Genomic DNA, 20,910 nt, shown 5'->3' with positions numbered 1-20,910 from the left:
GGGCGTTTGTCACACTTTGTGGTCAAGGGCGGGCAGGGGGATGGCGAGCCGTGAAGCCGTCAGCAGACTTTCGCCGAAGCCGCTGTCTGCCGCAACGCTATTGCGGCCGGCGCACCGTCCCGAGTGGAAAGCGGCTGCTTCCGGCAAGATGAAACGTGGCCTGGATAGAACGGCTCGATCATCCAAGAAATCAGACCCGATACCCCTCAGTCTTGGTGATCCCGGACGTCTGGCGCTACCGCTTGCTACATCCGGCAGCACTGAAGGATATATCCATGGACCAGGCTTCCGCTTCGACCCTACGAAATGCTTCGTTGAAAACCCCGACCGACCTCGGTCAAAACGCACGCAACGACATCTCCGGCGCGCTCACCGCTTTGCTCGCAGACGTGTTTGCGCTCTACGTTAAGACCAAGAATTTTCACTGGCATCTCTCCGGGCCCCATTTTCGCGACTTCCACCTGATGTTGGATGATCAAGCCGATCAGCTGATCGGCATGACGGATGCGGTCGCCGAACGTGTCCGGAAGGTCGGCGGCACGACTCTGCGGTCTGTCGGCCATATTGCGCGCGTGCAGCGACTGCTCGACAACGATGCGGATTTCGTTGCCGCCGACGACATGCTCGCGGAGCTCAAGAGCGACAACGAACAGCTGATCGGGATCATGAGGCAGGTCCACGAACTGACCTCTGAGCACGGCGACGTCGCCACAACCAGTCTTCTCGAAAACTGGGTGGACGAAGCCGAGGGGCGCGTGTGGTTCCTGTTCGAATCGAACCGGAAAAGCTGATCCTTCTGGAGCCGCGGCTAGAGAAGTGATCTGGCGTAAGCCACATCGGCGATGTCCTCCCGGAACTCCACCGCGTCCAAGGCCTTGAGGAGCAGGCTTCTCGAGGCACTTTGGCGGTCCGGTGGGGAGTGCCGATGAAGACTGGTTGCGCACCTCAAGGCAAAGGTCCTTGCGGCCTGCTCCATTGCCAGATCATGAGCCGTCTGAAGGAGCCCGCGCCCGTAATCTGGCGAAATGGACATTCCCAACTCGCCACGCAGCCTCAAGACTTCCGCTCCGCACCACGTGCCTTCCGGTACGATCCGCTCGAGGAGTTCGGTGCTGGCGAGACGACCGCCGATGACGAGGCAGTTTTCGAGAGGCGTGCCACCCAGACGGGATACCGTTCGCTGGAATGCAGCCGAGTCGTTTTGCGCTGTCGCGGCGACGACCTCTTCGTAAGCCTGTCCCCAAGCTTTCCATCTGAGAAGGGAGTGCCTGGTCGATGTCTCGCGGAGCATTTCCAGTAATCTTGCTCCAAGGCCGGCATCGCCGATGCCGAGCGCGGTCGGGCACGCGGAGGCCGCCAGATAAAGACATGTGGAAATGGCGTGATCTTTCTCCAAGACCTCCTTCAGGGCATCACGAAGAGCGGTCTCGGCTGCTGAGTAACGCCCTTGTATCCATAGCGTTTTGACCATCACGGAAAAGGCGCTGATGCGGATGTCGAAATAGCTTGCGCTATTTGGCGGAGCTTTCGAGGCCTCCCTCGTCGGTAAGAGTGCTACTCGAGCATGCTCCATGGCGCTGTCGAAGTTGCCAATGTAGTGATAGTTGTGGTTCAGAAAATGGCTTCTTGCCTGTGGAGGCATTTGATCGAACTCTTTATCGAAACGATGAACGAGGTCGAGTGCCTTCTGGTAGTTGCCGTTTGACGTATGGATAGCCGCTGCGCCGGCTATGGCCCGCATCAACGTTGCGATATCACGCGCGTCGGCGGCGAGGCTCAAAACCCGCTCATACTGATCGATAACCTCCCGATTTCGTTCGAAGGTCTTCGAATGGTAAAGCGCAACGCCGTATAGCATCCGAAGCTTCATCTCGAGGCCCGGATCACTGAAACCTCTTGCTTCGAATAGCTTCAAAGCCCGCTCGGATATCGCGTGCTGTTCCCCGACCAGGCCAAATTGAATCCAAAGCATGTCGGATTCCGCGGCGAGCGCTAGACCGAGGTCCTCGTCGCTATCCTCTCCAAGAGTCCACAGGAGAGCGGAACGCAAGTCGTTGACGAGCTCGCCATAGCTAGAGCGCCACTTTGCTGGATCGAGCCGGTTCCATTCATCGTGGGCGAAGGAGAGGCGTTGTAGGCAGTATCGCGCATGCGCGAGCCTGCAAGATCTGAAAAGCTGCGATTCAAAAAGCTTCTCACGAGCATAGTCCCTCGTCGTCAAGAGCAGTCTGAAGCTCCCTCCACGCTGAGTGACGACCAAAAGCGACTTTAAAAACAGCCCGTCGAACGCCTCATGGAATGTATCCGGATCGTCTGCCTTCTCCGATACGGCAAATGCGGCGTCGGTTGAAAACGTGCCGGCAAAGACCGAGAGGCGCAAAAGCAGCTCCCTTTCTTCATCCGACAGGGTGAGGTAGCTCCAGTCTAATGTCGCTTGCATTGTCTGTTGGCGGGGCGGCGCGGTTCGGCGGCCGCGCCTCAAAAATGCCGTAGGCTCGGAAACCGATCGGTGAAGGGTTGGAAGACCCATTTCAAAAAGGCGGGCAGCGGCGAGTTCGATAGCCAACGGTATCCCGTCCAGATCGCGAACTATATCTGCGACGAAGCTGAGGTTCGTCTCCCCCGATAGATCAACACTATCGCCGGATAGAGCGGCCAGCGAGGCAAACAGTTCCATGGCTGGAAAAGTGCTGACGTCCGAAACCTTCTCTCCGATGATAGGGAACGCTAGCGGCGTGACCTGTCTTACCTTTTCCATAGAGGTTCGTAGTGGCTCACGTGTGGTCGCCAGGATTTGAGTAGTCGGGGATTGGCGAAGTATCGCTTCCGCAGAACCCGCGGCAGCATCGACGACACGTTCGCACCCGTCCAAGAACAGGAGTGTTTCTCGTTTTGAAAGCTCGACGATGATGCCGGGAAGTACGTCATTCCCGAAGGCACTAAGACCAAGCTGCGTTGCAAGCGTTGGCAGAAGAACCTCTCCCTCGGCGAGTGTCGTGAGGTCGAGGAATACAACGCGTTTTCTCTCTGCAACGGCATTCGCACAGGAAACGGCGATCGCAGTTTTTCCGATGCCCCCGGGACCGGTTAGCGTCAGAAGGCGTGTCGAACCGAGCAGCTCGAGGGTTGATCGGATATAGTCGTTCCTGCCGATCAAGCTCTTCGGCATGCGGGGCAGGCTGCCTACCAGATGCGGGGCAACAGGCGAGACTGGTTCCGTTAAGACCTCGTCCCGCGAGACCTGTCGTACGCTTCCCGCAAAAATATATCCTCGACCGGGTATCGTTTCGATCAGGTGTCTTGCGTCATCTCCCAAGGCTTTCCTAAGGGCGACCAAGTGTACCCGAAGCGCACCCTCATCAACATTGGTTGTAGGCCAAACGAGAGCGATCAACTCTTCCTTGGTCACGATCACTCCAGCCCTGGACACGAGTGCCGAGAGAATGTCGAACGCTCTGCCTCCTAGCCGCAAGGGAAGGCCGTGCTCGGTCAATCGCCTTTGCTCGATATCTATTTCGTAATCTTCGAATTTTAGGAGGGACATGTCAGATGACCTCGCGGATCAGTCGCTACTGTGCACGACCGAACGTCTTGCAGCGGCTGCCAGTGTCGTTTTTGCCATTGCTCTCTATCCTTTCGCCCAGCGCAACGATGCGTCGTAATCAAGCGCCTTCCGACGGCCGGCGCTGAGAGCAGGTGCACCGCGTCCAACCTATTCGTGTGCGTCAAGGGACACTGCTAGACGGTGGGCAGCTAAATGACCTGAAATCTCGACTAATATTCGCCGAAAGCGCCAGCTAACGCATGTGATTTGTTGTTAAATTTGAGTTGTTTGACGCAAACATGTGATCCAAATCGTCTGACCGCCGTACCGCACGGGAACCTGTTTATTGCCGGTACGTTATCGAAGGAATACATGCGCGCCGTCATAACGGGCCGATGAAATACGAAAAAAGGCACGAGTCTTGACGGCATTCGCTCTTATATCCGTAATCGACGACGTTCCCAGTGTCTGTGCCGCCATCGATGACCTTCTTAAAAGCGGTGGCTACACGACGAACGTGTTTTGTACGGCTGAGGACTTCCTTTGCTCCTCGGCTCTTTGGGAAAGCGATTGCGTGATAAGTGATGTCGAGATGCCAGGGAAAGGATGCGTCGAACTTTTGCGCTTTTTGCGCTCGAACAGAATAAAAACGCCGCTAATCGTAATGTCTGCACGGAGAAATGTATCGATCCTCGGCGAGTCGGAGAATTTGGGAGCGTTTGCCTTTGTCGAGAAGCCTTTCTCGCCCGTACGTTTTCTTGATCTTGTTAATTTGGCGGTGCGGCAAACCTCCAAGTATCGGCAAATGACAGGCTAAAGGCTCACTTGAGCCATTTCCCACTCATCGATGGGTTTTGCAGAATTGCAACGGCAGATTTCCCGCGCTAAATCTTTGTCTTGGCGGCAATATCAAAGCTTAGGCCGCCGAGAGTAAAGGAATGTCCGGTGGAAGAAAGTCCGTCATCACAGCCACTCATTCGCATAGTCGATGACGACCGTTCAGTGCGCGTAGCACTTGTCGACCTCTTCAAGTCGATTGATCTAGAGGCGATCGCATACGAGTCTCCCCGAGCTCTGCTTGACGCCGACAATCTCGATACGCCCGGATGCATCGTCCTCGATGTTCGATTTTCAGGCGCTAGCGGGCTGGATTTCCAGTCAGAACTTCAAAGCGCAGGCAATCGGATGCCCATAATTGTCGTGACGGGACACGGGGACATTCCGATGACTGTGAGGGCAATGAAAGCCGGAGCTATGGACTTTCTGACCAAGCCGTTCAGGGAACAGGACCTGATCGACGCGGTGACCGGAGCGATCAAGCGAGACGAAGTGATACGGACGCAGTCCCAATCCCGTTCAGACGTGGAGAAGCTCAGGGAGTCCCTGACGCCGAGGGAGGTCGAGGTGATGCATGCGGTTGTGAACGGCTACATGAACAAGCAGATCGCCGGCCAGCTAGGTATCAGCATGGTAACCGTGAAGCTTCATCGATCAAATCTGATGAAGAAAATGCGTGCCCGATCCGTTGCCGATTTGGTGAAGAAGGCCGAACTTCTCACCCAGGACCAATCATTTCTCCAAGGGGATAGCTAGGCTGCCCGGACGGCCTTGGTGAACGAGCGTGGTTCACTTGTGGTGGGAAAGAATGGCGACTGGGGATGTCGATAATCGAGTCCCCTGGCGACAGAGTTCGTATCTGTCGAGAACTGCATGGTCGCCGGCGTAAGCTGTGCTTGCTTCTCCAGAGCATACTCGCGGATCAGTTTTGGAAGCGCATAAGTCCCGTCGCGCTGCTCGCCTTCGATGAGAGATTTGACGACAAGGCCGTTGAACGCTTCCTCGAAGTCCGACCGTGCGAACTCGAAACTATACTGCGCGCGCGCGGTATCTTTTGTGAAGTCTTCATCGAACTCGGAAAGCAACCCGAGAAGCGACTGCATATTTTTGTCGAGGAGATTGTAGCTCCAGTCGATGTTCGCGCGCAATGTCTGCTGGCGTGGATGCGAGGTCCGATTTCCGCGACGTAGTGTCCTCAACGGTCGATCAAGCGATATCACCAGGTTCTCGAGGCCAAGGTCTGCGACGCGAGACGCAGCCAGCTCGATGGCAAGAGGATTGCCGTCCGTCTTACGGACAACTTCGGCCGCAAGTTCGATTCCCCGTGGATCGTCGATCGCATATTCCTCGGCGACCATAGAAACGCGCTCTGCGAACAACTCGACGGCGCTGAATGTTGCCAAGTCATTTATTCTGTCATGGGCGGTTGGGACGGTAAGCGCCGGCAAGCGAAGGACCTTTTCATCAATGATCCCGAGAGGTTCGCGGCTTGTCGTTAGAATGACGAGGTTTGGGAGACTGTCTGAAATGGATTCCACGATCAGCGCAACGCGGTCAATGGACCAGTCGCATCCATCGAGAACCAATAGACCGGATTTCTCGCCGAAGCTCTCTACCGCAAGCCGGAGCGTATCTGACGTCAGGCATTGCACCGTCAGAGCCTCGGCGATTGGCGTGGAAAGAGCGCTTGTCTGCTCCGCAACATCTACGAATTGAACGCTATCATATGCTTCCTGGACGAGGCGGGCCATCTGGAGGGCCACCACGGTCTTGCCGATACCTCCCGGTCCCACGATTGTCGTGATGCCGGGTCTCATCTCGTCGGCCCATTTCGAAGTCAGCTCATCGCGTCCGACTAGCCGTGCGCAGGCGTTCGGAAGGCTATCCACTCGAGGCGCTGGCAGTGCTGGGGCGGCGGTGCGGTGGACTTCCAGCTTTGTGACGGGAACCGTGAAAGTGTAGCCTCTTCCAGCCACATTTTCGACCATGCTGTAAGGATTGCCACCGTCAAGTGCCTTGCGAAGGGCTACGATGTTCACACGCAGGGAGCTTTCCTCAACATGCGTTTCGGGCCAAGCTGCCTCCATCAGGTCCGCCTTTGAAAGGATTTCGCCCTGTCTGGAGGCCAAAGCAATCAACATATCGAACGCACGTGAGCCTATGCGGACGTCGCAACCGGATCGTCTGAGGCTCCGGGCTGGTATATCCATTTCGAAATCGTCAAACCGCAGTATCGTCATCGTCCACCTGCGCTCACGTTGGGATCGATCAGCGCCAGCTTGCGGCTGCGATCCGAGGTAAAGAACCGAGGACAACGCCTGAGAAGCTCGCCCCATGCAATCGATATAGGACTGGTGGATGGGTACAATTGTACTGTTGGTTGGGCCAACCTATCCCTAGAGACAGGTAACGATGACAGGCGCGGCCGCGACGGTCGGGGCGCGATCACATTTTGAGAGACCGCATCTGGAAACGCTGTCTCGCCTGTTGCCGACGGCGGATCGGGGGTCTCAAAGAGGATTACGCGGTTGGCGAAAGACCAGCGCTTTGAGTGTCCGGATTATGATCACTGTAACGAATTTGAGAACGCCGCTCCAAGACGACCGCCGATAATTCGACGGCGATGTCTTCCAATAGCTTCGCAAACGAGCGTCGGTCGACGCCATCCGCGGCATTGACCATTTCGATCAAATCGTCAGCGATCGCTTCCTGCATTGTCAGGTCTTTGCTCATGATGCGCTCCGTTAAGCAGGAACCGCGGACAGCTGATCTGAAAAAAGCCTGACAGGACTTGGGTCTGACTGACAGAACCCGCAGACTTCGATTTTGAGGCAGATGTGGCCGGGTGCCCAAATAGGCTTGTGGTTCAGTTCGAACTTGGCAGGGAAGGGAGGTTTCTGTTTGGTCGACCCCTCCGCCGGGTTGCTCCTGTATTCTCTCCGACTTGTCGCAGGCAGCTCTAACCGGTCGTTGTAATATTGGATCGTGTCGCGTCACGGAGGCCTGACGGTCGTCCCGGCAAGCGGCTGCGTCGCCAAGGCGGAGTCTTTCGTTCACGTTAGCACGATGTCGGAGAGATCGATCGAGACGACGAGAGGCTCTGTCATCGCATGGCCATCCGGCTGTCTCGGGAAAATGCGACGGTGCGTTGGGATCTTGATGCCCTGAACATCCGTGTATCCGCTGATGTAGTGCGCTCCCGGAGTTCCGCCGGTGATCTCAACGTCATAGTCATGCCGCTTGAGAAGGCCCGCGTCGTCAAAGTAGATCGTCTGCACCGCGCTGTGGCTGACGATCTCGGGTGGGAATGTGATCTTGAGCCTGTGCCACGTTTCGCCGTTCTCGGTCCAATCCGAAAGTTCTTCGGTCACAACGCCCTCACGGGCGAGCAGGAACGGCATGTTCAGGTAGGTCCACATTGCGCAGCCTGCGAAGTAGGCGAGCTGCAGCTCGTTCCACGGCGTCTCAAGCGTATGTCCGGTGAATGACGAGCGCGGGTCTTTGAGTTCCTCGACAACTTTGCCCTGGGCGTTGCTGAGGGTCACCTTGTTGGGCTCGAAGCTCGACGTCTTTGCCTCGGGGCCAAACGGTGAGTGCGAGGCCCATTCCCTCAAGAGGTCAACGGTTACGCTGGCTTCCGAGAGAGTTGCGGGATGTCCCTTGATGGACCACAAGGCTCCACCCTGATTGAGCCGCGCCCTTAGAAGCGAGAACTTCTTCCATTTTTCGAGGCCGCCATGAGCGTCGATGATCTTTCTGACAGGCGCGTTCATTTGATGATCCTTTGAGTTGGGTTGATTAGAGAGACGTGTTCAAACGTGCCACGATCGCCTCACGCTGCCGGCAATGCGCGTCGTGGCCCTTGTCCGGATAGAAGATTGCAGGAAGACAGAAGCCAACGACCTTCAGCCCGTCCGGCTATCTGGACGTTCTAACTTCGTGCTCTGAAGTGGTCTCTCGTCCGTAGCAAAAGGCTATTTCGCGACAGCGGGCTTCCCGTACATCCGGCCGGAGAATAAAAGCCAAACCGTCATTATGGTCAGCACAAGCACGAAAACGTTAGCCAAAGCGAAGGTAACTGGCGCAACGAGCGAGATTGCCGCGTTGTCTCCTGCACCTAGAAGGCGGATGGGGCCGGTCGCGATGGAAGTCGCTCCGAAGCTGAAAGCCCAGAAGCCCATCACCGCTCCAGCTTCGCGAAGCCACGGAGAAAGACGCAGTAGGAATAGGAGCTGGAGAATTCCATAACCAATTAGGGCGTGTACAAACATGTCGGGAGTTCCTCCTGTCACGGCGATATACGCGACGGCTCCGACCGGGGCGGGGGCGAGCTGAACACCGAGCGTCGGACGAAGAGCCGGCGGCGTCATCGGCCCGGTGAGCAGGCGGTGGAGAAGGACCGACTCGATCGAAAGCCAAGAGAACATCCCCGCACCGAAGGCGAGCTGACCCCAATCCTGATATCCGAGCGAAGAGGCCACTGTGGCAGTCACGAAGCTTCCGGCCACCGTCGGCAGGTAAAGCACCGCTGTCGTGGTCGCGTGGTCCCGTTCGCCATGCCAGAGGCCACCGGTACGCCAAACTGCAAAAATGGCAGTGAAGGCAAACCCGATGACAAATAGTGTAGCGCCGGCGGCATAGGAGTAAGGCTCAGCAGCGCCGGCGATCAGCATCGTCGCGACCCCGATCAAACCGACAAAGCAGCATTGGACGGGATGGCTGATTTCTGCGACCAGCTTGTCCACGGCGAACAGCGCCTTGGCGGCGAACAGTAGAACCAGAACCGCCCAAACAGCCGCGGCGAGAGCTAATATCCATTCTGAAACGCCGTTGCCTATATGCCAGGTCTGTTCGGCTGCGCGCCAAGCGTTGCCGAGACCCGCAAGACCGAGAACCATTCCGAAATATGCAGCCGGGGTCCGAGCGGCTACGCCGGCGATCGAGCACGTGTGCAGCTCTTGTTGATTAGGCGGAAATCCCGTCGAGTCGATTGCCATGTCACACCTCTTGAAGACTTTGGAGATAGCCGCCGGCGTCCATGCACGGCGTCCACACGATCGCGGCAGGATCAGCCAACGCTTCCCTCAAAATCCGCAAACTCGTCATCCGAGAGCTGGATGCGTGCTGAAGCGACGTTCTGCTCCAAGTGGCTGACCTTCGAAGTGCCGGGGATCGGTAGCATGACCGGGCTCCGCTTGAGCATCCACGCCAGCGCGATCTGGCCAGCCGTCGCGGCATGGCGCTTGGCTAGCGAGTCGAGAACGCCACCCGGGCGCGCTAGATCGCCGGCTGCAAGTGGGAACCAGGGAATGAAGCCGATATCGTTGCGTTCGCAGTAGTCGAGGACGTCCTCGCTCCCACGGTCAACCAGGTTGTAGCGGTTCTGGACGGTGGCGACCTTGAAGTACCGGGAGGCGGCCTCGATTTCTTCGATCGAAACCTCGCTTAGTCCGGCGTTGGCGATTACACCCTCGTCGAGCAGTTGGCGGACGGCGGCGAACTGGTCCTGCATGGGAACGCGCGGGTCGATCCGGTGCAACTGCCAGAGACCGATCTGCTCCACGCCGAGCTTCTTGAGGCTGCCCTTCGCACGTTCGATCAAGTATTCGGGTCGGCCGTGGGGCGTCCATTGATCCGGGCCTGGACGGCGCAGTCCGGCCTTGGTGGCGACCAGGATGTCACCGCGACCCGCCAATGCTTCTCCAATCAGCTCCTCGGCGACGTCCGGGCCGTAGGAGTCTGCGGTGTCGATGAAATTGACCCCCAATTCAACAGCCCGGCGCACGGCTGCCAGCGCTTCTCTGCGATCCGTCGGGGGACCCCAAATGCCGCGCCCGGTGAGGCGCATTGAGCCGAAGCCCAGCCTGTTGACCACGAAATCGCCGATCTTGAACGTTCCGGAGTAGCTTGCGATCGTCTTGAGGTTGTCCAATTTAATGCTCCCTTTCGGCGGCTGTTTTCGACTAGCCGCGTCGGCTTTCGACGCTCATCAATCGAAGTGTAGGAGCAAATTACGCCACCCGAGCCGGTCGTTATTGTATCATCGTGCACGGGTGCGGCCGCGGCGTCTCTATACCTAGAGCTAGGTGGACTGGGGTTCGAAGTCTGATAAGGTCGCGTGCATGTTCGCGGATTCGCGAGCTGGATGCCCAAGGATTTGGTTTTCGGTTCCCAGGTCAGTGCGTTCGTCTCAAAAGTCGTTAGCCGTGTTGGAACAAGAAATCCCGAATGCTTTGCACAATGCCCAACATCGCAAAGCTCTCGTGGGTTGAGTTGCAAAGAGGCCGTCGGAGCCACGTGAATTGCTGACGATCGCAATAGTTGAGGACGATGACGGGGTAAGGGTCGCATACGCGGACCTGATGTCGTCGTATGGGTACGAGGTGAAAGCTTTTGGCTCCGCCGAAGATTTCATTAGTTCTAGTTGCCATGATGAAGTCCAGTGTCTCATCCTGGATCAGCGGCTACCCGGAATGAGCGGTCTGGAACTACAGGCGCAGTTGCAGCGACAACGCAGCAAGCTCCCAATTGTTTTCGTCACTTCGCATGACGATGACGTCACGAGGATGAAAGCACTCGAGAACGGGGCGGCGCACTTCCTCAACAAGCCGATCGATGCTGACGAACTGGTGAGATGTGTTGCCGACACCCACAATCTCATTGGCGACGGAAGCTAGCTGTCGACGAAAGCGCGCAGTCATTGATGGATAGGTGCGTTTCGACTCGCGCCGCTTTGGAACGTGGGCCGACGCCGAGATTTCATGACCCGATCGCCGCGCATACAAGCCGAATTGTGCAATTAATCTAGAACCCTACCGCCTATCGTCGCCTGGAAGCCAATGGCAGTTCCACAGGGCCGAGAAGGTAGTAAAGATGTTGCTTGAAGCCACCCTCCAGAAACTCATTAAAATCGGCACTCTCAGCGTCAAGTTCCCCGACGGCAGTAGTCGTAGCTTCGGAACGGGGCAGGAGCCTCTGGCTGCCATAGTGATCCGCACCGAGCGCGCCAAGCGCCGTCTTCTTCTCAATCCGGCGCTTGCGCTTGGAGAACTGTACGTGGATGGAGAGATCGAGCCCGGGCCGCGCGGGCTTTTCCAGACTCTGGATTTCCTTGCCATGAACGCGATGGATGGCGGCAGCCATCCGATGGACAAGTTGATGGAGAAAGTGCGCTGGTTTCGCCGGAAGCTTGACCAATTGAACTACGCAGCGCGCTCGAAGAGAAACGTCGCTCACCACTACGATCTCGACGGCCGGCTTTATTCGCTCATGTTGGACACTGATCGCCAGTATTCTTGCGGGTATTTTCCGGACGGCGACGAGACGCTCGAGCAAGCACAGCTCAAAAAGAAGAGGCATATTGCCTCCAAGCTCAGGCTCGACCGCCCGGGACTCGATGTCCTGGATATCGGGTGCGGCTGGGGAGGGATGGCCCTTTACCTCGCCAGAGAGTTTGGCGCGCGGGTCACGGGCCTAACCCTATCCGAGGAGCAGCTCAAAGAAGCGCGGATACGCGCCAAAGAGGCACAGCTCGAAAAGGTGGTCACGTTCGAGCTGATGGATTACCGAAACTGGACCAAGCAGGTCGATCGCGTGGTATCTGTCGGGATGTTCGAGCATGTGGGCGTAAACCATTTCCGAACCTATTTCGACAAGATCAAGTCGATACTGACTGACGACGGTGTGGCGCTTATCCATTCCATCGGCCGCGCAGATGGCCCCGGCAGCACTAATCCGTGGGTTGCCAAGTACATTTTCCCGGGCGGATATTCTCCGGCGATATCCGAGGTTATGTCAGTCGTAGAAAAGTCGGGTCTGTGGGTCACGGATATCGAAGTCCTCCGTCTGCACTACGCAAAGACGCTGGAGCAGTGGCATCATCGCTTCGCCGACAACAGAGGCAAACTCGCCAAGCTCTACGACGAGCGCTTCTGCCGAATGTTCGAATTTTACCTCATCGGGTCCGAGCTGGCATTCCGCCGAATGGGCCATATGAATTGGCAGCTCCAGCTGACAAAGAACGTTTCGACCCTGCCGCTCGCCCGTGATTACATGTTCGACGCGGAACGGACCTTTGCGGCGAAAAGCACCATGGCCGAGGACCTCACGGCGGTCGGCTGGGACCGTCAGAGGGAAATGTCGTGAAAGCTGACAAGCTCCCAAACTCGAGCGTGGATATGTGCTCAAGCGTTTGGGCGTGCATCCGGGCGGATCGTGGTGACAGGATGTTACAATCCCACAGCCTCGCGTGGCTCCATTCTCGTATCCGTATCCCCGATAATTAGGTTCGCGTCATAGCGTTGCATCGCTGGCCGACGTCGATGGGTACTGGTTCTCGAACTCAGTCAACACGCCCGCGCGGTTGCAACGACGCGATCGCCGCCCGGCAAAACGCCCTAGAGGAAGCTTCTATGACGGACAAAGTCATCCCGATCGCATATCGCGACCCGCAGAATCCGGCACTCCCCAAGACCGACGTTGAGATCGATATCCCACGTACAGCGTTGGTGATCACCGATCCGCAAATCGATTTCCTGAGCCCCAAGGGTGCTGGGTGGGGCGCTTTCGGCGCGAGCATCACGGAACACAATACGGTCGAGAACATCGGCAAGCTTTTCGAGGCGTCGAAGAAGGCCGGCATCGAGGTTGTCATTTCGCCCCACTACTACTACCCGTTCGACCACCGGTGGGATTTTGCCGCCACGGGTGAGACGCTGATGCACAAGCTGCGGATGTTCGATCGCCGCGACCCGCTGTCGCTCGAAGGCTTTGAAAACTCGGGCGCGGATTGGATGCCCGAGTACAAGCAGTACATCGAGGATGGCAAGACGATCGTGTGCTCGCCCCACAAAATCGCGGGTCCGCAGACCAACGACGTTGTCTTTCAGCTACGCAAGAAGCGTATCGACAAGGTGATCCTGGCAGGCATGGCTGCGAACTTCTGCGTCGAGTCCCATCTCCGCGACTTTGTCGAGAAGGGGTTCGAGGTCGCCGTGGTCCGCGACGCGACCGCCGGAAGCAAGCTGCCCGAAGGCGACGCCTATCTCGCGGCTCTCGTGAATTTCCGCTGGTTCGCGAACGCTTTGTGGACGACCGAGGAGGCTACCGATCGGCTTGCACAGGCTTCTGCCTCTTGTGCGGTGCCGCTCGCGAGATGATAATCAGGCGCAAAGGCCAAAATGGTGGCTAAGAACCACTTCGGTCACGTGTCACCATTTTTGGATGACGCGTGACTTCTCCAATTTGGAATAGGTTTACATTGAACCTTTAAACGAGTTTAAGATCGGCAGGCTAACGCTTCTTCTAGCATTTAAGGGAGAGCCGTTTGTTTGCTGTATGGCTGAAAGAATTGTACTCTTTGCTGGATATCGGGGTCCTGCAAGCAATTGTAGCTGTTGTGACTTTGCTTCTCGCGCCAATCAGAAACTATCCGTCTCTGGCGGCATGTCTCGGTATCATCCTAATCGTTCTGTCGGTTTTGACGTCTCGACGCTCATCTCGAAAAAGCAACCTTTCGCAAGTCTGCTTAATTTTGGGAATCTCGGTCGTCGGTGCGATAGGCAGTAACTTACTGACAAAGAGTGCTGAAGGTGCAAACCAACCCACTGGCCCCAGTGCTGCTGCTGCACCGCCTGGTTCTTACTTAACAGGAGAGGACCTCGACAACGCTATCGAGCGCAGTGACCTCATCGGAATAGAAAGAGCGTGCGCGGCAGGCAACAAAGTCGATCCATTTTATGCACTGGTGCCCAGTAGCTTCAGTAAGATGAGCCAGGACAGGGTCTTCGCGCACCTAAATAACCTGAAATGCTTTGACGCCGCGGATTTCTGCCAGTCGAGAATATCGGGCATCGTCGCAGCGATGAACGATCGAGATGCCTCCGTAAGCGAGCTTCCTTGGCTACAGGGATATAAGGGGAATGCGGAGCAGCTATTCAGAAGTGCTAATCCGGATCGCGTCAAAGCCCTATGTGGGGCATCGGTAGCCGGAGTCTACCGGGATGCGAAGGCGATCGTGGCTCAGAACCCGACGATATATCTTTCGCGTCGTAAGTAGATCCGAGTCTGGTTTGAATCGCTAAAAGAGGTGAGAGGGTTTGCCGCCTCTCACTGAGATTTTCAAAATTCGCAGCTCGACGGCCGGCAGACTCTCAATCGATCAGCCTATTTACAGAAAGGCCAAGCGCCCGCGCAATGCCCGCACCGTATACCGCATCTGCCTTTGTGCAGTTGACCACGTGGCGCTCCCGAACCTTGACAGACGTTCCAGCCATCGCCCGCGCCGTGTTCTCGAACAAGGCACGCTTTTGATCGGCGGACATCGCACGGAATAGATTGCCTGGCTGCTCGTAATGGTCTTCGTCGACACGGTGATCCCAGTGGGCGGCAAAACCTTCGAGGGCAAGCGGCGGCTCGCGGAAGTCTGGCTGTTCTGCCCATTGGTTTGCCGAGTTGGGAACGTAGGATGTCGCTGCCCCGTGGTTGCCGTCGATTCGCATCGCGCCGTCACGGTGATAGGAATGGTACGGACATTTTGGAGCGTTCACGGGAATCTGGTGATGGTTGACGCCGAGACGGTAACGGGCGGCATCGCCGTAGGAGAACAGGCGCGCCTGCAGCATTTTGTCAGGCGAAAATCCGATGCCCGGTACGATGTTCGCGGGGGTGAAGGAAGCCTGTTCGACCTCTGCAAAGAAGTTTTCGGGATTGCGGTTGAGCTCGAAATAGCCGACCTCATGAAGCGGGTAGTCGGCGTGCGGCCAGACCTTGGTGAGGTCGAATGGGTTGTGCCGATGCGTGGTGGCAGCTTCCTCGGTCATGATCTGGATGTACATCTTCCAGCGGGGGAATTCCCCTCGCTCAATGCTCTCGAACAAGTCGCGCTGATGGCTTTCGCGGTCAGCACCGATCAGCGACGTCGCTTCCTCGTCCGACAGGTTCTCGATCGACTGCTGCGTTTTGAAGGTGAACTTCACCCAGGTCCGCTCGTTTTCAGAGTTGATGAAGCTGTAGGTGTGTGAGCCGAAGCCGTGCATGTGCCTGAAGCTCTTGGGGATGCCGCGCTCTGACATGACGATCGTGACTTGGTGGAGTGCCTCCGGAAGGAGCGTCCAGAAGTCCCAGTTGTTCTCGGCACTGCGCATCCCGGTCCGCGGATCACGCTTGACTGCATGGTTGAGATCGGGAAAGCGGAGAGGATCGCGGAAGAAGAAAACCGGCGTGTTGTTGCCGACAAGGTCCCAGTTGCCCTGTTCGGTATAGAATTTCAGGGCGAAGCCGCGGATATCACGTTCGGCGTCGGCCGCGCCGCGTTCGCCGGCGACCGTCGAGAACCTGACGAACATCGGTGTCTGCTTCCCGATCTCGGAGAAGATGGCCGCCTTGGTGTACCTGCTCATGTCATTGGTGACCGTGAATGTCCCGTGAGCTCCGGCACCTTTAGCATGCATCCGGCGTTCCGGGATGACCTCGCGGTCGAAATGGGCGAGCTTCTCGATTAGCCAGACGTCCTGCAGCAGGGCAGGGCCTCGGCGTCCTGCCGTCTCGATGTTGAAGTTGTCGGGAACGGGCGCGCCGGCGGCGGTTGTCAGGCTTTTATCGTTCATTGTTCTCTCCACGGACTTGGGAAGCTTCAGCTGTCGGGACCGGACTATCGCGACCATCGGCGAAGTATTCGGCACTGAAGATGGTTTAAGTGGACGAAAAACAGCATTCTTGTACATCTCGTCATTCGCGGGCTGTCCAGGCGGCAAGCGCCATTGCTATGTTGATGCAGGAATGGCCAACGGACCGCCGCTCTTGAAGTGACGAGGTCTTGCCCAGCCAGTCCGAGGCAATCTAATACGCGACGTGGACGCGCGGAATTGAAACCGCTAAAGGCACTCGGTTGATCGGCAAAACCGTTTCTTACAAGACCACTTGACCAGGATCGTTCACCTCGCGCGTGAGAAGCTTGAGACAGGCCATCGATGAAGTGTAGACCGGCGTCTTTCGCCAAATCGCTTGGCAATATGCTCAGCCGCTTATGCCGTTGGCAGGAAAGATTGATAACGCTGGTGGCCTAGCCCGATAGTGCTGCTTGGCGCTTTCCGCTGAATTTATACCTTCCGTGAAGAAGCCCGGTTCCCAATTGAAAGCATCGGTGCCAAAACAAACGGTAGCCACGCCTTCAAATGACGATCACAGAGCGAACGGATGCCATCCCAGATCGAAACTTCCAGCCAACCGCACGATCTCAAGACGGTGAATGCCGGCGAAGAGGTCCACGGAGGTTTCCGAACGGCGTTGGAAGCAGCCAAATCCAGCCTGGCCGCTGCTGAACTCGCCGCATCCGATAAGAACATCCAGCTTGCCTCCGCAATGGCAGACACGAAGATCGAAAAGGCTGAGGTTTGCTGCCTCAAGATCGACTGGCATCTTCGTAGGTCTGAGGTTCCAGAGAGTGTTGCCGCCGGTCTCGAATGCCTAAGGGATTTCGGTCTCGACATACCACTCCACCCAGACCAGGTCGATCTCGAAACGGCCACCATAGGAGTATGGGAGCGGCTTTACGGTCGTCAGGTCGAAGAACTTGTCCATCTGCCGATGATGGATAATCCGGAAGTGGAGGCTATTGTCGGCGTTCTCTCCGCCATGACGAATTCCGCACAGCTCACGGACGAACGGCTGCTGGGCGTCACACTCAGCCATATGGTTGTGTTGACCCTAGATCACGGAATTACCAAAGAGGCCGTCCTTGCTTTTGGCTTGTTTGGCTTCTTTCTCAGTAACCATTTCGGCCGCTATCAAGATGGATTGAAATTCTGCGAAACCGCGCGAGAACTCGTCAAGGTCCACGGGTTCTGGGAGCACGAAGTCAAGGCTATAAGTTACATCGAACTGGTTGCTGTATGGGCGCGTCCCTTGCGTTCCGTGATCGAGCTGACCAGATCGTGCATTGCGGCAGCGGCGGGCAGCAGGGACATTCCCTATTCCTGCTACGCGCGGGTTCGCATGGTGGCCTATCGGTTTGCTCGAGGCGACAGCCTTATCGACGTTGCTGCGGAACTGGAAGACGCCGTCGGATTCGTCGAAAGAGCCAGCTTTGCCGCTCCTCTGATGGCCCTTCATTCACAGAGGGCGTTTCTCCTCACGATGACGGAGGGACGCGGCCTGAAAGATATGTTCGACCGCGACGGTTTCGACGCCCGCGCGTTCGAAGCCAAATTTGTCCCTGAACAGACGCCGACTTACATCTGCTTCTACTGGGTTCTCAAGGCGCACGCGTCTTACGTTTACGGCGATTTCAATGCGGCGGCAGATGCTGTCGAGCGAATATCCGACCTCATTTGGGCTTGCACCGGACATATTCAACTCGCCGGGTATCACTTGATCGCCGCGCTCGCACTCGCAGCGCGATTCAAGGACGGCACCGAAGACAAGAGAGCCGCGATTGCCGGTCACGTGGACTGGCTTGTCCGTTGGGCAGAAACATGCCCCGATACATTCCAGAGCAAGCGCTTGCTCGCTCTCGCCGAATTGGCCCGGATTGACGGAGATTCGACGGTAGCCGAGCGCCTATACGAGCAGGCAATCGATGCGGCGACAAGGTTCGGCCTACTTGCCGACGAGGCGCTTGCATGTGAAGTCGCCGGGCGGTTCTATCGGGAATTCGGCAGAGAGAAATCAGCTAAAATCCATCTGTCCAGAGCGAGGGATTGCTATCGTCGTTGGGGAGCGGCAGCGAAGGTAGCGCAACTCGAGAGGGCATATCCGGACATCGCTGCGGAATCTGGAGAGCGTGAAGCACAGCTGTCGCCGGTTATCGGCCAAGGCGATCTGTTAGAAACCGTGCTTGATCTTTCGCAGGCAATTGCCTCTGTCATCGGTCACGGACCGCTCGTTGAGGCGGTCCTCGAGACCGCGTTGGACGCGTCAGGAGCGAACAGGGCGATGCTGATCGAGCTGGAAGGCTCCCAGGCATGGATCACCGGCTCTGGATTTCGTAACAGCGGAGAGACCACCTATAGTTCGGAGCGCCGTGCCCCCGAACACGGGGAGGTATCTCAAGCTGCCGTGCTCGCTGTCGCGCGAACCCTTGAGCCGATCTCGGAAGAAACGGGTGTGAACGCCACGCTCACCGGCGAAGGTACCAAAATGTCGGGTGGGGAAGGGTACTTCATCCCGTTGGTCAAAAAGTCCCGGCTCATCGCCATTTTGCGTCTCTTCGACTTCACGGATGAAAGGCTGCGAGGGCGGGTTGGCTTGCCGACTCTTCTCGCTATCGCGCCTCACGCTGCGATAGCTCTAGACAACGCGAAGCTCTTTGCCGAACTGGAAACGGAGAAGGCCGACCTCGCGGAGCGCGAGCACGAATTTCGGATGGCGAACGACACGATGCCGTCGATGACCTGGAGCGCCGACGCAAACGGGGCGAACGAGTGGTTCAACAAGGAATGGTACGAATACACTGGCCTCACACCCGAACAGGCCTGCAACGGCGGTTGGAAGTACGTTTTCCACCCGGATGACAGGGCGGAATCTGCGGCGACATGGCATCGGATTGTAACCAAGCGCGAAGTGAGCGGGCTGGAGGCTCGGAAGCGACGGCACGACGGGGAGTATCGCTGGTTTATCGTGAGAGCGAAGCCCCATTGCGACGCCACCGGTCGCATCGTCAGGTGTTATGGCGCTGAAAGCGACATCGACGATCTCAAGCGGGCGGAAATCCTCTTGGCTGGAGAAAAGCGGTCGTTTGAGATGATGACGACCGATCAGCCGTTGCCGGCAATACTGGATTCGCTTTGCCAGACGCTCTACGTGCTAACGGACGCGTATTTCGTCACGATCATGCTGCAGGATCAAGAAGGCCGTACGCTGCAGCCCGGTGGAGGATATAAGCTCCCCGAGGGCTTCAGTGACGCAGTATGCGGAATTCCCGTCGGACCTGAATTCGGCTCTTGCGGAACAGCCGCTTTCAGGCAGGAGCCCGTGTGGATCGACAACGTCGACACGGATCACCGATGGGATTGCGCGCGCGACATCGTTGATCGCTTTGGATTCAAGTCCTGCTGGTCCACTCCGATCATGTCCGGTCGTGGATCGGTGTTCGGAACGATAGCGGTCTACTCTAACAGGCCCCGGTCGGCCGGCGATCGCGAACGACAGGCGATCGACCGCTTTACTCAGCTCGCGAGCTTTGTACTTGAACGCAAGATCGCGGAGGACGCGCTCAAGAAGAGCGAGGCGATGCTGGCGGAAGGACAACGTATCTCGCATACCGGGAGCTGGGCATGGAACGCCGCGACCGACAAGCTGGAATGGTCTGAAGAACACGGCAACATCTTTGGCTACATGGTCTCGGATGTCGGAGGAACGCTCGAAAGTATGCTCGATAGAATGCGTCCGGAGGAGGCCGCATTGGTGAAGGATGCAATGCGGAAGGCGATCGCGAAGAAGACGGACATCCAGTTCGAGTACCAGGCGACACTCCCCAGTGGAAACACCATCCAGCTCCTCTGCACAGGAAGGGCTTCAATCAGTCAGTCCGGCGAGGTGACGGGCTATGTCGGAACGACGATGGACATCACAGACCGCAAGAGAGTGGAGTCTGAACTTCTAAGGAGCGCGGCGCATCTGAGGGAAGTGCAGGCGGAGCTTGAGCATGTGGCGCGCGCGACCACCATGGGTGAACTCGCGGCCTCGATTGCGCATGAGGTGAACCAGCCGCTCACCGGGATAGTTGCCAGCGGTGGGGCAGCGCTGCGGTGGCTCTCCAAGGCTACCCCTGACGTTGTCAGGGCCAGAGACAGCCTCAAAAATGTCATAGATGATGGGAGGCGTGCGAGCGAGATCGTCACCAGAATTCGGAAAATGTTCAGGAAGGAAATGGCGACAGTCGAGCCTGTACGGATGGCCGAACTGATTGGCGATGTCATTTCACTGACGCGCGGAGAACTTCAAAAGACCAAAGTCGCGCTCAAGCTCGACATACCAGACGATTTTCCGTTCGTCCCGGTCGACCGCGTCCAGCTTCAGCAGGTCTTCGTGAACCTGATCCTCAACGCCATCGAGGCTATGAAGAGCATCACTGATCGCGATAGGGCAATCACGATCGATTTCAGGAAAGACCACGAATTGGTGACGGTCGGGGTCAACGATAATGGTCCCGGGGTGCCCGAAGACTTGGCAGACAACATCTTCCAACCATTCCAGACCTCGAAAATGAACGGCATGGGAATGGGCTTGTCGATATGCCGCACTATCGTCGAGAACCATGGCGGGCAAATGCGCCTAGCTAAAATCGAGACGCCCGGTTGTCGATTTGAGTTCACGCTGCCGATCCAGGCGGTGACTTCCTTGTGACGCTTCCCTAGAAGCCTACCAAGGCAACCAATCAAGGCATCGATTTAGTGCTGCCGCTAGACATACCCTTCGTGCTTCCCGAAAGGCACGTCGTCGCTAAGGTTTCCTTGTCCGATTCGGTCGCTTTCACCCGACAGCAGGCTGGAGGCGCGATCTGGTTCTTCGGCCGAGATAAGGTCCGGTGA

Annotated in this window: 15 protein-coding genes; 8 read left to right on the top strand and 7 right to left on the bottom strand. The window is 57.2% G+C overall.

Features of this window, described 5'->3' with window-relative positions; all coding sequences use genetic code 11:
• Nucleotides 1-275 precede the first annotated feature (275 nt).
• Entirely contained in the window at nt 276-791 is a 516-nt protein-coding gene (locus AC1DJO_RS25205; protein ID WP_112445520.1) for a Dps family protein, read from the top strand.
• Nucleotides 792-808: 17 nt separating this feature from the next.
• Here the strand turns inward: AC1DJO_RS25205 and AC1DJO_RS25200 are convergent, their stop codons facing one another.
• On the bottom strand, nt 809-3,544 hold the full coding sequence (locus AC1DJO_RS25200) for a helix-turn-helix transcriptional regulator (RefSeq protein ID WP_112445518.1): 2,736 nt from the start codon (nt 3,542-3,544) through the stop codon (nt 809-811).
• Nucleotides 3,545-3,965: 421 nt separating this feature from the next.
• On the opposite strand from AC1DJO_RS25200, the gene AC1DJO_RS25195 reads away from it, so the two are divergent.
• Both AC1DJO_RS25195 and AC1DJO_RS25190 read left to right on the top strand, forming a co-directional pair.
• A complete protein-coding gene (locus tag AC1DJO_RS25195) occupies nt 3,966-4,361 on the top strand; it encodes a response regulator (protein ID WP_162708592.1) in 396 nt (131 codons plus the stop codon).
• A gap of 128 nt (nt 4,362-4,489) precedes the next feature.
• Nucleotides 4,490-5,137 carry a response regulator transcription factor gene (locus tag AC1DJO_RS25190; RefSeq protein WP_112445514.1) on the top strand — a complete coding sequence of 216 codons (648 nt, stop codon included), beginning with the start codon at nt 4,490-4,492 and terminating at the stop codon, nt 5,135-5,137.
• Here AC1DJO_RS25190 and AC1DJO_RS25185 read toward each other — a convergent pair.
• The 5 genes from AC1DJO_RS25185 to AC1DJO_RS25165 form a co-directional block, all read right to left on the bottom strand.
• The gene (locus AC1DJO_RS25185; RefSeq protein WP_162708591.1) at nt 5,134-6,621 is read right to left on the bottom strand and encodes a helix-turn-helix transcriptional regulator; all 1,488 of its coding nucleotides are present in this window, start codon (nt 6,619-6,621) and stop codon (nt 5,134-5,136) included. The genes AC1DJO_RS25190 and AC1DJO_RS25185 overlap by 4 nt on opposite strands.
• Before the next feature lie 280 nt (nt 6,622-6,901).
• Nucleotides 6,902-7,114 (bottom strand): hypothetical protein, encoded by a 213-nt coding sequence (locus AC1DJO_RS25180; RefSeq protein WP_112445510.1) that lies wholly within the window; start codon nt 7,112-7,114, stop codon nt 6,902-6,904.
• Nucleotides 7,115-7,434: 320 nt separating this feature from the next.
• Nucleotides 7,435-8,154 carry a hypothetical protein gene (locus AC1DJO_RS25175; protein ID WP_112445506.1) on the bottom strand — a complete coding sequence of 240 codons (720 nt, stop codon included), beginning with the start codon at nt 8,152-8,154 and terminating at the stop codon, nt 7,435-7,437.
• A gap of 201 nt (nt 8,155-8,355) precedes the next feature.
• Nucleotides 8,356-9,378, bottom strand: coding sequence for a dicarboxylate transporter/tellurite-resistance protein TehA (gene tehA, locus AC1DJO_RS25170; RefSeq protein WP_112445504.1), 1,023 nt, complete (start codon nt 9,376-9,378; stop codon nt 8,356-8,358).
• 71 nt (nt 9,379-9,449) lie between these two features.
• Nucleotides 9,450-10,313 carry an aldo/keto reductase gene (locus AC1DJO_RS25165; RefSeq protein WP_112445502.1) on the bottom strand — a complete coding sequence of 288 codons (864 nt, stop codon included), beginning with the start codon at nt 10,311-10,313 and terminating at the stop codon, nt 9,450-9,452.
• Between the two features lie 370 nt (nt 10,314-10,683).
• Here AC1DJO_RS25165 and AC1DJO_RS25160 point away from each other — a divergent pair, with 370 nt between their 5' ends.
• The 4 genes from AC1DJO_RS25160 (at nt 10,684) to AC1DJO_RS25145 (ending at nt 14,438) form a co-directional block, all read left to right on the top strand.
• Nucleotides 10,684-11,058: a response regulator gene (locus AC1DJO_RS25160; protein ID WP_112445498.1), complete on the top strand. Its 375-nt coding sequence runs from the start codon at nt 10,684-10,686 to the stop codon at nt 11,056-11,058.
• A gap of 196 nt (nt 11,059-11,254) precedes the next feature.
• On the top strand, nt 11,255-12,526 hold the full coding sequence (locus AC1DJO_RS25155; protein ID WP_112445494.1) for an SAM-dependent methyltransferase: 1,272 nt from the start codon (nt 11,255-11,257) through the stop codon (nt 12,524-12,526).
• Between the two features lie 266 nt (nt 12,527-12,792).
• Nucleotides 12,793-13,539: a cysteine hydrolase family protein gene (locus tag AC1DJO_RS25150; RefSeq protein WP_112445475.1), complete on the top strand. Its 747-nt coding sequence runs from the start codon at nt 12,793-12,795 to the stop codon at nt 13,537-13,539.
• Between the two features lie 167 nt (nt 13,540-13,706).
• The gene (locus tag AC1DJO_RS25145; RefSeq protein WP_112445473.1) at nt 13,707-14,438 is read left to right on the top strand and encodes a hypothetical protein; all 732 of its coding nucleotides are present in this window, start codon (nt 13,707-13,709) and stop codon (nt 14,436-14,438) included.
• A gap of 94 nt (nt 14,439-14,532) precedes the next feature.
• On the opposite strand, the gene AC1DJO_RS25140 is transcribed toward AC1DJO_RS25145, so the two are convergent.
• Nucleotides 14,533-15,987 (bottom strand): catalase, encoded by a 1,455-nt coding sequence (locus AC1DJO_RS25140; protein ID WP_112445472.1) that lies wholly within the window; start codon nt 15,985-15,987, stop codon nt 14,533-14,535.
• A gap of 589 nt (nt 15,988-16,576) precedes the next feature.
• On the opposite strand from AC1DJO_RS25140, the gene AC1DJO_RS25135 reads away from it, so the two are divergent.
• Nucleotides 16,577-20,725 (top strand): PAS domain-containing protein, encoded by a 4,149-nt coding sequence (locus AC1DJO_RS25135; protein WP_477973493.1) that lies wholly within the window; start codon nt 16,577-16,579, stop codon nt 20,723-20,725.
• Nucleotides 20,726-20,910 lie beyond the last annotated feature (185 nt).

This window comes from Rhizobium sp. 05N430 (genome assembly GCF_056396985.1).
The sequence above is the reverse complement of the archived record's forward strand: the minus strand, read 5'-3'. Positions and strand labels throughout refer to the sequence as shown.

Coding starts and splice junctions, on each gene's coding strand:
- AC1DJO_RS25205 (WP_112445520.1), top strand. CDS start 276: ATGGACCAGGCTTCCGCTTCGACCCTACGAAATGCTTCGTTGAAAACC.
- AC1DJO_RS25200 (WP_112445518.1), bottom strand. CDS start 3,544: ATGTCCCTCCTAAAATTCGAAGATTACGAAATAGATATCGAGCAAAGG.
- AC1DJO_RS25185 (WP_162708591.1), bottom strand. CDS start 6,621: ATGACGATACTGCGGTTTGACGATTTCGAAATGGATATACCAGCCCGG.
- AC1DJO_RS25180 (WP_112445510.1), bottom strand. CDS start 7,114: ATGAGCAAAGACCTGACAATGCAGGAAGCGATCGCTGACGATTTGATC.
- AC1DJO_RS25175 (WP_112445506.1), bottom strand. CDS start 8,154: ATGAACGCGCCTGTCAGAAAGATCATCGACGCTCATGGCGGCCTCGAA.
- tehA (WP_112445504.1), bottom strand. CDS start 9,378: ATGGCAATCGACTCGACGGGATTTCCGCCTAATCAACAAGAGCTGCAC.
- AC1DJO_RS25155 (WP_112445494.1), top strand. CDS start 11,255: ATGTTGCTTGAAGCCACCCTCCAGAAACTCATTAAAATCGGCACTCTC.
- AC1DJO_RS25150 (WP_112445475.1), top strand. CDS start 12,793: ATGACGGACAAAGTCATCCCGATCGCATATCGCGACCCGCAGAATCCG.
- AC1DJO_RS25140 (WP_112445472.1), bottom strand. CDS start 15,987: ATGAACGATAAAAGCCTGACAACCGCCGCCGGCGCGCCCGTTCCCGAC.
- AC1DJO_RS25135 (WP_477973493.1), top strand. CDS start 16,577: ATGCCATCCCAGATCGAAACTTCCAGCCAACCGCACGATCTCAAGACG.